Origin of the sequence: Streptomyces sp. NPDC008001 (assembly GCF_042958085.1) — a bacterium.
GTDB lineage: Bacteria > Actinomycetota > Actinomycetes > Streptomycetales > Streptomycetaceae > Streptomyces.
This window is the reverse complement of record NZ_JBIBIZ010000003.1, coordinates 410,967-424,099: the sequence shown is the minus strand read 5'-3', so window position 1 is coordinate 424,099 and position 13,133 is coordinate 410,967. Positions and strand designations below refer to the sequence as shown.

Annotated in this window: 12 protein-coding genes; 6 read left to right on the top strand and 6 right to left on the bottom strand. The window is 72.6% G+C overall.

What is annotated here, in order from left to right; translation table 11 throughout:
* The first annotated feature begins 319 nt into the window (after positions 1 to 319).
* Positions 320 to 1,189 (top strand): oxaloacetate decarboxylase, encoded by an 870-nt coding sequence (locus tag ACFZCD_RS10270; protein ID WP_391829368.1) that lies wholly within the window; start codon positions 320 to 322, stop codon positions 1,187 to 1,189.
* 275 nt (positions 1,190 to 1,464) lie between these two features.
* The gene (locus ACFZCD_RS10265) at positions 1,465 to 2,232 is read left to right on the top strand and encodes an AAA family ATPase (RefSeq protein ID WP_391829367.1); all 768 of its coding nucleotides are present in this window, start codon (positions 1,465 to 1,467) and stop codon (positions 2,230 to 2,232) included.
* A gap of 18 nt (positions 2,233 to 2,250) precedes the next feature.
* On the opposite strand, the gene ACFZCD_RS10260 is transcribed toward ACFZCD_RS10265, so the two are convergent.
* A complete protein-coding gene (locus ACFZCD_RS10260; RefSeq protein ID WP_391829366.1) occupies positions 2,251 to 3,381 on the bottom strand; it encodes a hypothetical protein in 1,131 nt (376 codons plus the stop codon).
* Positions 3,382 to 3,580: 199 nt separating this feature from the next.
* Between ACFZCD_RS10260 and ACFZCD_RS10255 the strand changes: the two genes are divergently transcribed.
* Positions 3,581 to 4,114 carry a DM13 domain-containing protein gene (locus ACFZCD_RS10255; RefSeq protein WP_391829365.1) on the top strand — a complete coding sequence of 178 codons (534 nt, stop codon included), beginning with the start codon at positions 3,581 to 3,583 and terminating at the stop codon, positions 4,112 to 4,114.
* 27 nt (positions 4,115 to 4,141) lie between these two features.
* On the opposite strand, the gene ACFZCD_RS10250 is transcribed toward ACFZCD_RS10255, so the two are convergent.
* The gene (locus ACFZCD_RS10250) at positions 4,142 to 4,687 is read right to left on the bottom strand and encodes a hypothetical protein (protein WP_391829364.1); all 546 of its coding nucleotides are present in this window, start codon (positions 4,685 to 4,687) and stop codon (positions 4,142 to 4,144) included.
* A gap of 121 nt (positions 4,688 to 4,808) precedes the next feature.
* Positions 4,809 to 5,951, bottom strand: coding sequence for a glutamate--cysteine ligase (locus tag ACFZCD_RS10245; protein ID WP_391829363.1), 1,143 nt, complete (start codon positions 5,949 to 5,951; stop codon positions 4,809 to 4,811).
* A gap of 374 nt (positions 5,952 to 6,325) precedes the next feature.
* Between ACFZCD_RS10245 and ACFZCD_RS10240 the strand changes: the two genes are divergently transcribed.
* Positions 6,326 to 6,766 (top strand): SRPBCC family protein, encoded by a 441-nt coding sequence (locus ACFZCD_RS10240; RefSeq protein ID WP_391829362.1) that lies wholly within the window; start codon positions 6,326 to 6,328, stop codon positions 6,764 to 6,766.
* A gap of 68 nt (positions 6,767 to 6,834) precedes the next feature.
* Here ACFZCD_RS10240 and ACFZCD_RS10235 read toward each other — a convergent pair whose 3' ends face one another.
* Both ACFZCD_RS10235 and ACFZCD_RS10230 read right to left on the bottom strand, forming a co-directional pair.
* Positions 6,835 to 7,752: an alpha/beta hydrolase gene (locus ACFZCD_RS10235; protein WP_391829361.1), complete on the bottom strand. Its 918-nt coding sequence runs from the start codon at positions 7,750 to 7,752 to the stop codon at positions 6,835 to 6,837.
* Positions 7,753 to 7,871: 119 nt separating this feature from the next.
* A complete protein-coding gene (locus ACFZCD_RS10230; protein WP_391829360.1) occupies positions 7,872 to 9,629 on the bottom strand; it encodes an acetyl/propionyl/methylcrotonyl-CoA carboxylase subunit alpha in 1,758 nt (585 codons plus the stop codon).
* 382 nt (positions 9,630 to 10,011) lie between these two features.
* On the opposite strand from ACFZCD_RS10230, the gene ACFZCD_RS10225 reads away from it, so the two are divergent.
* Positions 10,012 to 10,698 (top strand): ScbR family autoregulator-binding transcription factor, encoded by a 687-nt coding sequence (locus ACFZCD_RS10225; protein ID WP_391829359.1) that lies wholly within the window; start codon positions 10,012 to 10,014, stop codon positions 10,696 to 10,698.
* Positions 10,699 to 11,020: 322 nt separating this feature from the next.
* Here the strand turns inward: ACFZCD_RS10225 and ACFZCD_RS10220 are convergent, their stop codons facing one another.
* Positions 11,021 to 11,704, bottom strand: coding sequence for a ScbR family autoregulator-binding transcription factor (locus ACFZCD_RS10220; RefSeq protein WP_391829358.1), 684 nt, complete (start codon positions 11,702 to 11,704; stop codon positions 11,021 to 11,023).
* A 212-nt stretch (positions 11,705 to 11,916) separates the two neighbouring features.
* Here ACFZCD_RS10220 and ACFZCD_RS10215 point away from each other — a divergent pair, with 212 nt between their 5' ends.
* The gene (locus ACFZCD_RS10215; RefSeq protein WP_391829357.1) at positions 11,917 to 13,119 is read left to right on the top strand and encodes a ScbA/BarX family gamma-butyrolactone biosynthesis protein; all 1,203 of its coding nucleotides are present in this window, start codon (positions 11,917 to 11,919) and stop codon (positions 13,117 to 13,119) included.
* Positions 13,120 to 13,133: the final 14 nt, after the last annotated feature.

The following is a 13,133-nucleotide window of genomic DNA, read 5'->3' as shown; positions in this document are numbered from 1 at the left end:
CGGCAGGCCCGCTCAACTGCGCGGGAAGCACGGACGGTTACGTGGCGCACGGTGCGGCAGAGGGGCGGGTGGTCGGCGTGAATGCATCGCCGACCACCCGCTTTTACCTTGCCTATATTGCTGCATGACTATCTCTTGACTAATCTCCCGAAGGCACCGGCCGGGACCGCACAGCAAAGGTCCCCGGGAGTGCGTCACGCGAAGGCGCACACCCGGGGACCCTCAGGCCGGTCAACGTCTCGTGCGGGCTGCGGGCTTCCGACAGCGACAGCAGCCGGCACGGTTCAGCCGACGCTCCAACCAGTCTTCGGAGGGTACCGTGAACCACCCCGCCCGGCTACGCGACGCCATCGCCGCCGACGGCACGACCCCGCTCATCGGCATCTTCGACATGTTCTCCGCCTCCGTCGCGGCCCAGCACTACGACGGCATGTTCGTCTCGGGGTTCGGCTTCGCCGCCTCCCACTACGGCCTTCCCGACATAGGTTTCATCGCCTGGCCCGACATCGTCGCCTTCGTGCAGCGGCTGCGCCTCGCCTTCCCCGCCCAGCACCTGCTCGTCGACATCGACGACGGTTACGTGGACCCCGAGACCGCCTGCCACGCCGTCCAGCAGCTGGAGGCCATCGGCGCCTCCGGGGTGATCCTGGAGGACCAGCAGCGCCCCCGCCGCTGCGGACACGTCGACGGCAAGCGGATCCTTCCCCTGCAGGAGTACCTGGACAAGCTGAACATGGTCCTCGACTCCCGCCACGACCTCGTCGTCGTCGCCCGCACCGACGCCACGGAGGAGGACGAGATCCTGCGGCGCGCCAAGGCCCTCGCCGCCACCGACGCGGACGTCCTCCTCGTCGACGGCGTCCGCAGCACCGACTGGATCCGCAAGGTCCGCGACGTCATCGGCGACAAGCCCCTCCTCTTCAACCAGATCGCCGGCGGCAAGTCGCCCCGGCTCTCGCTGCCGGAGCTGGCCGAGCTCGGCGTGGACGTGGCGATCTACAGCACTCCCTGCCTCTTCGCCGCCCAGTCGGCCATGGACCGGGCGCTGGCCGGGCTGAAGGCCCGGGACGGGCGGCTGCCCGAGCACACCCCCGACAGCATCGGCGTCGCCGAGTGCCTGTCGCTGCTGGAGAAGAACATCAGCCGCCACCACGGCCGGCCCCTGGCCGCCGCGGCCGACGCCCGCTGACCCCTCCTCTCCCCCGGCCCTCCGGGGCCTCCCGTGGCCGCGCCGTCTTCCCCTCCGGTGCGGCCACGGGCCCGCCCGCGCCCCCGCCCGGTGAACCCGGGATGGCATCCGGTGAACCGGCAGGGTGTGCGACGGCGTCTGAAGGACTGCCCCTGCCCCCGGCCGGGGCCGCAGGCCGCGGGCCGTCCGTACGTCCCGGCCGCGGCAACGGCCACCGGTGGCAGCGGGCGGAGACAGCAGGCGCAGGGCAGTCGAAGGGCAGGGGAAACCAGACCGTGAGCCGGACCGGCACCACAGGCAGCAGCACACCGGCGGACGCACCGGGCCGCATACCGGCGGATCCCGGGAACCCGGGGGCGCTGCAGGCGTCCGCGGGTTCCGTCCCGCCCGGCGTCCCTCCGGCGGCGGCCGCGGGCGTCCTGCGCCCCGGCGGGCTCGTCGACCTGCGGGCCGCCGGCGGCCGGGCCCCGGCGGTGCTGTCGTACCCGGCGGGATCGGTCGTCGTCGTGTCCGGGCTGCCCGGCAGCGGCAAGAGCACCCTCCTGCGCCGCTGGTCCGCGGCGGCCCCGGCCGTCGACCCGCGGGCCGCCCACGAGCGGTGGCAGGCCCGTATGCCGGACCGGCTGCCGTACGCGTTCTACCGGCCCTGCGCGCGGCTGGACCACTTCCTGCGGATCCGGGCGGCCGTCCGCAGCGGGGAACCCGTGCTCGTGCACGACTGCGGCAGCCGCGCGTGGATGCGGCGCTGGCTGGCCCGCGAAGCCGGCCGCCGGGGGCACGAACTGCACCTGATACTGCTGGACGTGGGAACGGCACAGGCGCTGGAAGGGCAGCGGGCGCGGGGCCGGTGGGTCGGCCGGCGCACCTTCACCCGCCACGAGCACGGACTCGGCCGGTTGCTCCGCCTGCTCGACGGTGCCGTGCGGCACGGCGACGGGACGGGGGCCGTCCCGCCGGAGGTCGCCGAGGCCGCCTCGCTGGTGCTGCTGGGCACCACCACCCGCGAAGAGGTGTCCGGGCTGGAGTTCCGGCCCGGCCCCTGACCCCGGCCGCCTGCCCGCTCAGTAGCGCAGGATTGCCGCGAGGCGCTGTTCGTCGGCCAGGGTGTCATCGGGGACGAACTCGACGTCCGCACCGCTGTCGAGGGCGCTCTCGACGATCTCGTCCACGGCGTCCTCGTGGAGGGAGGGATCCGCGCTGAGCGGCTCGGTCGGCGTCTCCACCAGCTGCGGATGGCCGCCGTTGCCGTCGGTGCGGACGGTCGCCTGGTAGTGGTCCTCGACGGCCAGGAGAGCCACCCGGCCCTGCCGCACCGTCTGCCAGACCTCGTCCAGGCCGGCGGTGTAGCGGCGCGCGCCGCGCGCGTCGCTCAGCCGCTGCAGCACCTCGCCCCGGCGCGCCTCGCGGCGCTCCTCGAAGGCCGGGCGGAGCACCTCCAGGAGTTCGTGGCCGCTCTTCGCGGTGCCGCCGCCGTTCTCGACCAGGGCGGTGACCGCGCCCTGGTCGGGCAGGGCCTCCTTGAAGTGCACGGCCAGCTCGCGCCGCCCCACCACGTACAGGGGCCGGGGGTGCTTGTCGAGCACGCCCGTGAGAGCGGCGGCGACGGACCGCAGGTACTGCCGTTCGCGTTCGACGAGGCCCTCCTCGCGGATGGGCTTGCCGAAGTTCTTGCCCGGCAGCGCGTCCACGTGGTCGGGCACGGCCGGGTGGACGGGGAAGCCGTCACCGGTGACCTCGGTGAGGGTCTCGCCGGCGCCGTCCCACAGCCGGCACTCGCCCTTGGTGACGGCCAGGGCCCAGTAGGGCTCCTCCATCCGGGCGGCGGCCACGAGATTGCGGGTGAGGAAGGTCTTCCCGATCACCACGCGCTGGGGCACGGTGCGCGGCAGGTACCACACGTGGTGCTCGCCGGGAGCCGCGAGGATCAGCAGCCCGTCGCTGGAATGCGTCAGATCCACTTCGCCGGCGGCCGCGTCCAGCTGCGCTTCGACGTCCGCCCGGGCGGCCCGGGAGACCCCCGCGTCCTCGGCGAGCCGGCGCTTCGCCTCCGCGACGGTGTTCCGCAGCCGGACGGGATCCTCGGGGCTGTAGGGGGAGCGCCGGGTCGTCGGCACGAGCAGCGAAACCGCCGGGTAGGAGCGCGGTCCGCGCAGATCGCGGAGGATCTCGTCGGTCAGGTCGCCGATGTCCATGTGTTCTCCTACCGCCTCGGCCTCCGGGACCCTTACAGGTCACCAGAAACCCCACGTCCCAGCCACCCCAGCGCCACCAGACGGGGGCACCGGGCCCTCGCCGGCGGGCGTAAGACTTTCGTCATCGGTTTTCCGGACCCGGACCCCGCCGGAATCCGTTGGAAGGAGTGGGAGAACACGCCGGCTTTCGGAGGCAGAGATGGGACGTGTACGACGGGTGCTGCGCAAGCCGGCCGTCATCGGGGTGCTGATCGTGGGAGCGCTCGCGCTGGCCGCGGGGCTGGTCTGGTTCCAGCCGTGGAAGCTGTGGGTGAACGAGACCGTACGGGAGTCCGTGCCGGCCGTCACCGGCAGCGCGCGGCCGGGCGGCACGGAAGGCGTGCGGACGCTGGCGACGGGCCGGCTGATCAGCCATGAGCACCACACGAGCGGGTCGGTGCGCGTCCTCCGGCTGCCCGACGGCAGCCGGACGCTGCGCCTGGAGAACCTCGACACCAGCAACGGCCCCGAGCTCAAGGTGCTGCTCAGTGACGCCCCGGTGAAGCCGGGGCAGGACGGGTGGCACGTCTTCGACGACGGTGCGCACCGCAGCCTGGGCTCCCTGAAGGGGAACAAGGGCGACCAGAACTACAGCGTGCCGGCGGACGTGGACCTGTCCCGCTACACCAGCGTCAGCATCTGGTGCGACCGTTTCGACGTCTCTTTCGGGGCGGCGGCGCTCAAGCCCGCCTGACGGCCGGCCCGTTCGGGCTCTTGCCCGTCAGGTGACGTCGATCGTGGCCGCGACGGGAGCGGTGCCGGACACCGCGCAGGTGACGGTCACGCCGAAGACGTGCACGGTGGCCTCGCCGGGGGTGAGGGTCGTGGTCCCGGCCGCGTCGAGGCGGACCGAGGCGGCGCCGCCGGTGAGCGTGACGGTGGAGCCGCTGGGTATCGCGGCGGTGCTGGTGAAGCCGGTGGCCGTCACGGAACCGGATGCCGCACCGCCGAGGTCGAGGGCCAGCTCGCCGGTGGCGGCACCGGCCGGTACGTCGACGGGGACGGTCATGGCGGTGGTGACCTCGACGGACAGGTCGGCGGTCGAGCCCTTCGGAGCGTTCGCGGGGGCGGTCACGGTGACGAGGAGGGACTGGACGCCGTCGGGGGCGCCGGGGCCGGTGCAGGTGTAGCCGACGGTGACGGCGTCGGCGGCAGCGGCGGGCGGCGCGGCGAGCACGGTGCCCGCCCCCGCCAGTAAGGCGGCCAGTGCCACGCCCGTGATCGTCCGTCTGCGGTGCGGCTTCGCCGGGGTGCGGGGGGTGCTCATCGCCGTGCTCCTTCCGTCCGGCGCCGCCGATGGGCGGCCGGACCGGGACGAGGGCCGAAAAGCTGTTGTGAACACGTCATCTCTCGCACAGGGGGGTGGAGAAGTCAACACACGCGCGGGCCTACGCCCCCTCGGCGGTCTCCGTGCTCTCCGCGGTCCCGGGGGGCTCCGCCGCCTCCGCGGATTCCATGCTCGCCAGCGCCGTCAGGGCGGCCAGACCGCCCGCGTCGAGGGCCCGGCGCTGGCGGTCGGCCGGGGCGCCGCGGCGGAGGAAGAGGTGCAGCAGGCGGTTGACCTCGCGGGTGTCCCCGGCCTCGTCCAGGGCCGGTGCGATGTGGGCGAGCAGGCCCTCGACCGCCTCGCCGGGGCCGCGCCGGCGGCCGTGGGCGTCGATGAGGCCGCGGTGCAGTCCGTAGCGGGCGGCGTGCCAGTTCGCGGCGTGCAGCATCTCCGGCGGGCACGGGGCGAGCGGCACGCCCTCCCGTTCCTCGCGCAGGGCGGTGGTGACCAGGGCCCGGACGATGCCCGCGAAGAGGACCGCGTCCTCGACGGTGAGCTGGACGTCCAGCGCCCGCACTTCGAGGGTGGGGTAGCGCTCGGAGACGCGCGCCTGCCAGTAGAGCTGGCCGGTGTCCATGATGGCGCCGGCCCCGAGCAGGGCGCCGACGCGCCGGTCGTAGTCCTCCGGACCGTCGAACAGGGGCGGGGGGCCGCTGACCGGCCAGCGGCCGAAGACCACCGTGCGCCAGCTCGCGAACCCGGTGTCCCTCCCCCGCCACAGCGGGGAGTTCGCCCCCATCGCCACCAGCACCGGGAGCCAGGGCCGCAGCCGGTTCAGGGCGCCGACGGCCGCGGCGCGGTCGGGGACGCCCACGTGCACGTGCATGCCGTTGACGAGCTGCTCGTCCACGAGCCGCGCCCCCTGGGCCCGGAGCGCGAGGTACCGCTCCTCGCCCGTGACGGGGACCGGCGCCCCGCCGGCCAGCGGCGCCGTACCGCAGGCCACGGGACGGCACCCCGCCTTGCGTGCGGCAGCGCTGACCGCGCGACGCAACCGCAGCAGGTGCCCGCCGACCTCCGCGAGGCCGGTGCAGACCGGGGTGGCGGCCTCCAGCTGGGCCTGCAGCAGTTCGGCCTTGATCTCCCGCGCCTCGGCCATCGCCTGCAGGCCCGACGCCGCCCGCACCTCTTCCGCCAGCGGCACCGGCAGCGCCGTGACGGGGTCCAGGAGCAGGTACTCCTCCTCCACCCCCAACGTGATCATGTGACCGTCCGCCTTCTCGTCCGCCGTTCCGCGCCGGGCAGGCACCCTTCGGTGTCCCGGGGGTCTCGGGGCCCCGGTGTCCCCCGGCGTTCCCGGCCGGCGTCCCCGGCGTCCCCGGCATCCCCGGAAAGTGCTGCCGGCTGCAGATGTGCCCGGTGGCCGCGGGCGGTAACGGCCCGCTGCTCCAGATGCACCCGGAACGCCCCCGCGGCGCCCGGGCAGGCCGCCGGGACCGTTCCGGCCAATACTGGGACTCGGGCGAGAGGTGATCGAGGCTTGACCGGGGGCTTGCGGGTACGGCGGGCCGGCCGTGCACGCACGGCCGGTTCCGGAGGAATCGTGGTACGGGAAGCAGTGCGAGAAGAGGGGCACCGATGCGGGAAATAGCCACCGCGGTGGACATCGCCGCCACGCCGGGCCACGTCTGGCGGATCCTGACGGACCTGGATCGCTACGGAGAGTGGAACCCCTTCATCCGCGAGGCGTCGGGAACGGTCTCGCCCGGCGAGCGGCTGCGGCTGAAGGTGCAGCCGGCCGGCCGCCGGCCCATGACGTTCCGCCCGCGGGTCAAGGCCGCCGTCCCCGGGGAGGAGCTGCGGTGGCTCGGCCGGTCCCTCGTGCCCGGCCTGTTCAGCGGTGAGCACCGCTTCGTCCTCACGGACCTGGACGGGGGCGGCACACGCGTCGTCCAGAGCGAGCGGTTCACCGGCGTCCTGGTGCCGTTCCTCCGCAGGGGCATCACCGCCACGATCGCGGAGTTCAAGGCACTGAATCAGGCGTTGAAGAAGCGCGCGGAAACGACCCGCAACACCTGAGCCCGTGGCGCCCCTCTCCGGTCCGGGGCCGCGGCCCTCCCGTCGCCGGACCGTGCCCGGCGGGAGCGTCAGGCCGCGCGGGCCGCCAGGCAGCCCTCGAAGAAGGCCAGCGCACGCAGGTGGTAGGAGCGCGCGGCCCAGCCGAGGCTGATGTTGTGCCCGGCGCCGGACTGGCGGTCGAAGACGACCTGCGGTGCGGCCGTGAAGGCCGTACGCATCGAGGCGATCGTCTCCTCGTCGTGGCGCCACCAGCCCTCGTGCTCCGCGAAGGTGAAGCGCACGGGCACGCGCACGCGGGCGGCGAGGGCGGGGAACGCGTCGCCCCAGCTCCGGACTTCGGCGACCTCGCGCACCGGCATCGGCGTCACCAGGGACTTGACCGCGAGGAAGGCGCCCGGCGGGTAGAGGTCGAGCCTGCCCCAGTGCAGGCGCCAGGTCCTGCGGCTGTGCAAGACCGTCATCTGCTCGATGCCGGGGACGTAGTGGTGGCCCGTCCCGGAGATGTCCGCTCCGAGGAAGGCCGCGCCGCGGTCGTCGGCCAGGGCGTGGAGGGCGAGCTTGCCGCCGTAGGAGTGCGCGAGCAGGAAGACCCCGGCGCCGGTGTCGTGGTGGCGTGCGTACCGGGCGAGGGCGGCGTGCAGGAGGCCGGACTGCTCGGCCAGGGTGGCCCCGGAGGGGAAACGGCCGGCGGACAGTCCGTAGCCCGGACGGTCGACGGCCACGACCGCGAAGCCGAGCCCCGCGGCCAGCGTGAGGAGGGACTGCCCGGGGTGGGTGCGGGCATCGAAGTAGCCGGCCCGCATCCCGCCGCCGTGGACGGCGACGACGGTGGCGCGCAGCGGAACCCCCGGCGGCGGGGTAGCGAGCAGGCCCGAGAGCGGGACCCCGTCGGCGTCCAGCACGATGTCGCGGACCCGTACGCCCGGCGCCGTGGGATCGGTGGCGGCCTCGGCGGCAAGGGCGGGGGCGGCTGTCTCGGTACTCATGCGGTCTCCAGAGGCGGTGGTCGGTGCAGCCCTCGCCACTGCAGGGGAAGGAGACCGGCGTGGTTGCGCAGCCCACGGGGCGCCGCCGCGGCAGCGAGCGGCGGGGGCGCCCCCGGAGGTCAGTCCTTGATTTCGCAGATGACGGCGCCGGAGGAGACGGACGCGCCGACCTCGGCGGTGATGCCCTTGATCGTGCCTGCCCGGTGGGCGTTGAGGGGCTGTTCCATCTTCATCGCTTCGAGGACGACGACCAGTTCGCCCGCGGCGACTTCCTGGCCCTCCTCGACCGCGACCTTCACGATCGTGCCCTGCATCGGCGAGGTCAGTGCGTCACCGGAGGCGGCCGAGCCGGCCTTCTTCGCCGCACGCCGCTTGGGCTTGGCCCCGCCCGCCGCCGCGGTGCGCGCCAGCGTCATCCCCAGCGACGAGGGCAGCGAGACCTCCAGGCGCTTGCCGCCGACCTCGACCACGACCGTCTCACGGCCCTCGGTCTCCGCCTCGTCCTCCGCGACCGCCGATCCCGCGAACGGCTCGATGGTGTTGTTGAACTCGGTTTCGATCCAGCGCGTGTGGACGTGGAAGGGGTCGGCAGTGAAGGCGGGGTCGGTGACCACGGCCTGGTGGAAGGGGATGGCCGTGGCCATGCCCTCCACCTTGAACTCCGCCAGCGCCCGCGCCGCCCGCTGCAACGCCTGCTCCCGCGTCGCACCGGTGACGATCAGCTTCGCCAGCAGCGAGTCCCACGCCGGACCGATCACACTGCCCGACTCCACCCCCGCATCCAGGCGCACACCCGGACCCGAGGGGGCGTCGAAGCGGGTGACGGTGCCGGGGGCGGGCAGGAAGTTACGGCCCGGGTCCTCACCGTTGATGCGGAACTCGAAGGAGTGCCCGCGCATCGGCGGGTCGTCGTAGCCGAGCTCTTCGCCGTCGGCGATGCGGAACATCTCCCGCACCAGGTCGATACCGGTGACCTCTTCGGTGACCGGGTGCTCGACCTGCAGACGCGTGTTGACCTCCAGGAAGGAGATCGTGCCGTCCTGGCCCACCAGGAACTCGCACGTGCCCGCACCCTCGTAGCCGGCCTCCCGCAGGATCGCCTTCGACGCCCGGTACAGCTCCGCATTCTGCTCCGGGGACAGGAACGGGGCGGGGGCTTCTTCGACCAGCTTCTGGTGGCGGCGCTGCAGCGAGCAGTCACGCGTGGAGACCACGACCACGTTGCCGTGCTTGTCGGCCAGGCACTGGGTTTCCACATGCCGGGGCCGGTCGAGGTAGCGCTCGACGAAGCACTCGCCGCGGCCGAACGCGGCCACCGCCTCACGCACCGCCGAGTCATACAGCTCGGGAACCTCTTCCAGGGTCCGGGCGACCTTCAGACCGCGCCCGCCGCCACCGAAGGCCGCCTTGATCGCGATCGGCAGCCCGTGCTCCTGCGCGAACGCCACCACCTCCTCCGCGCCCGCGACGGGGTCGGCGGTGCCCGCGACCAGCGGGGCACCGGCCCGCTGGGCGATGTGACGGGCCGCCACCTTGTCACCCAGGTCCCGGATCGCCTGCGGCGGCGGACCGATCCACGTCAGCCCCGCATCCAGGACCGCCTGCGCGAAATCGGCGTTCTCGGAGAGGAACCCGTACCCCGGGTGAACGGCATCCGCCCCCGACTCGGCCGCCGCGGCAAGCACCTTGGCCACATCGAGGTAACTCGTCGCCGGGGTGTCACCACCCAGCGCATACGCCTCATCAGCAACGCGGACATGCAGCGCGTCCCGGTCCGGATCCGCGTAGACCGCCACACTGGCAATCCCGGCGTCCCGGCACGCGCGAGCAACGCGGACAGCGATTTCGCCACGGTTGGCGATGAGCACCTTGCGCACGATCAGTTGTCCTCTTTCAAAGACGAGCGGAAGTCGTTAGCAGATAACCAGAGAGCAGCCGAGCGTTGATCGACAAGCCGTCGGGCGCGGGAAGCGTTCCCTTGACACTACAAACCGGATTGTCGGTTTGTCAACGGCTCAGAGTAGGGCGGTTGCGACCCGACGGAAGCGAGTGGATACACCAACTCGTCTCTTTATATGCCGATTTAACAGAGATGGCGAGGGAGGGTGCGGCAGGCACGCGAACCACCCCCGACACAGTGAAGCGGAAAGACGTCCTGCACATGGAGTAGAAATAAAACCAGTTAGTTGGTTTCATATGTGCCATGACGTTCTCCTCCCGCTCACGCCGGGCTTCCACGATCCGCAGCAGGAGGTGCCGGTGACGAAGCAAGAACGGGCCATGAACACCCGGCACGCACTGATCCGCTCCGCAGCACACGCCTTCGACCAGTTCGGCTACACGCGCGCCAAGCTCGCCGGCATCAGCGCCGGGGCCGGGGTGAGTTCGGGCGCCCTGCACTTCCACTTCGACACGAAAGCCGCCATGGCGGCGGCCGTGGAGTCCGAGGCCGCCAGGACCCTGCACGCCCTGACCCGGCACGCCCGGCTCAGGAGCCCCTCGCCGCTGCAGGGCCTCATCGACTCCTCGCACGTCATAGCCCAGCAGCTGCGCTGGGACGTCGTGGTGCGCGCCGGCTTCCACCTCAATTGCCGCACCGCCCACCACTCCGAGGTGAACCTGCGCCAGGAGTGGCTCGAATGCGTACGTCACACCCTGGCGCGTTCCGCGGTCTACGGGCAGATGCCGCAGCAGGCCGTGCAGGAGGAGCTGACAGCGACCGTCGTAGGGGCGACCGCCGGCTTCGAGGCCCTGGCCCGCCACGACCGCAACTGGCTCTCACGCCAGACCGTCACCGGCCTCTGGCACACGCTCCTGCCGCAACTGGCCACCCCCAAGGCACTGGTGCAACTGCAGCCCGCCGGAACGGAAGCCGTCCTCAACGCGACCGTGCCCGCCGCCGTACCACCTCCGGTGGCTCACCCGGCTCCGGCGCTCAGCGGCTGAAGATCCGCAACAAGCCCGCAAGAAAACCCTGAGGCCCGCAATCACTTGCGGGCCTTTGCCGTACGCCTGCGCCTTGCCGTATGCCTCGCCGCGTCCCTTGCCGTAGCTCTTGCCGTACGTCTTGACAGCGCGTCGTAGGGATCCTTGGTCAACTCTTGACAAACAGGATAGCCGGTTTGTTAGCGTCCCTGACGTCGGCTCAAACGTGTCGGCTCAAACACGAGGGGAAAGCGTGGACATCTCAAGGCAGCGGTCCTGCACAGCCCGCCGCCCGGACGTCCCCCGCGCGTCCGGCGTCACCGCCGGGACCGTCTGCGGCGCATCACGCGGAGGCGGCGGCCTCCGCCTCTGCCTCCGCCTCCGCCTCCGCACGCTGGGCCCGGTGCGCCTGCCACACCCGCGCCCCGCGGTCGGGGGCCGTGTCCAGCGTCCGCAGGGCGCCCGGCACCGCGATGCTCGGCAGGAACGTGTCGTAGAGCATGGCGACCCGCTCCTCCAGGCTGTCGCCTCCCGGATGCGCCGTGGCCAGGACCTCGACACCCGTCCAAGCGCTCACGAACAGCACGGCCGTCCGGTCCGCGTCCACGTGGGGCAGCAGCTCGCCCTGCTCCTTGGCCGCGGTGAGCTGATCGGCGATGAACTGGATCCACCCGGGCCAGGACGTGCCGAACAGGTCCCGCGCCTTGCGGTCGGCGGACAGCCGGATCGCGGCGCTCAGCAGGGGCTCCGCGGGCAGCCGGTGCGCCAGCACCATGCCGACGTCCACCCACTCCTGCAGGCGGGACCTCTGGGGCAGCACGCCCTCCGTCGTCAGCGCCTCGCTCAGCACGCCGCGCGCCAGCTCCTCCTTCGAAGCGAAGTGGAAGTACAGCGCCCCCTTGGTGACGCCCGCGCGCCCGAGGATCTCCGCGATCGTCGCCGACTCGTACCCGAACTCGTCGAAGACCTCACCCGCCGCCTCGAGGATCAGGCGACGCGTGTGAATCGCCCGCGCCTGCTTCGCCATTGACTACCTCCCGATCACCGGCAACACACCGGTACGAACTGCCCACCCGACCACGCTCGCCGGGCGCGTCCTGCCGGACGAAAACGGGCAGGGCCCGGAATCGGCGACCTGGGCGACTACAAGCGACAAACACTAAACCAAACCGGATAGTACGTATCTTATCACCGGGTCGATTGACCACCGGGACGCACGAAAGCACTCCGAGGAGAGACGTGTCTCAGATCCTGCTCCGCCCCGCGCACCAGGCCGCCGAGGGCGCCCCGCAGCAGACCGCCGCCCCTGCCCCCGCCCCCGCCATGGACTGCCGGCTCGTCCGGCTGCAGGCCGAGGGGACCGGTGCGTCCGGGCCGCAGGACTCAACCGCAGACCTTAGCGCCCGCGCCCCGCAATCCGCCCGCAACGGCGGAGCGGCGCCCGGCAGCGCCCGCATCGCCAAGGAACTCGTCCACCTGAGCTTCGACGACGCCGTGCACCTGACCGGTTGCGAGCAGCAGGACCCCACCCACTTCACCCTCACCGGCAGCTGGCCCGCTCACACGACCCACCACGTCCCGGGCCACGGCACCCACTACGAGACCCTCACGGTCGCGCAGACCATACGCCAGACCGGTCTGTTCCTCGCCCACACCGTGTTCGAGGCCCCCCTCGACCACGCGACGCTCCTCAACACCTTCTCCTACACCCTCAACCCGCACGCGGCCGCGGGCTCCGGCGGGGAGACCCCGTTCCGCATCGACGTCACCGCCACCCCCAGCGCTCCGCGCACCCCGCACATCACCGCCCTCCACCTCCACATGACCATCAGCTCCGTGGAGCCCGCCGCCGGGCCGGGGGCCGCTTCCGGCGAGGCGTCCGGCACGGTCCTCGTCACCGGTGAGACCACGTTCGAGTGGATTCCGCCCGCCGTCTTCCGGCGGATCCGCGGCGAGTACCACAAGCCCCCCACGACCCCGCCGCCCCTCACGCCGTACCTTCCGCCGGCCCAGGTCGGCCGCACTCGGCCCGACGAGGTCCTGCTCAGCCCCACGGACCGGCCCCGCGAGTGGCACCTGCGCCACCCGTGGGACAACAAGCTGCTCTACGACCACGCCGTCGACCACGTCCCCGGGCTCGTGCTCATCGAGGCCGCCGGCCAGGCCGCCTACACCACCACGGCGCCCCTGGCCGGGACCGGCGGGCCCGGCGCGGGATCCTGCGGCTGCGCCCCCACCGCCCCGGGCTCCGGCTACCGCCCCCAGCCCGTCACCACGCACACCACGTTCCACCGGTACACCGAGTTCGACACCCCCGTCACCCTTACCATCGACACCCGCACGACCGCCCACACCACGACCCGCACCACCACCGGGCACCAGAACGGCCGTCCCGTCTTCACCACGACGCACACCACGCCCGCCACCCCGGTCGACGACTGAACGGCTGAACGAAG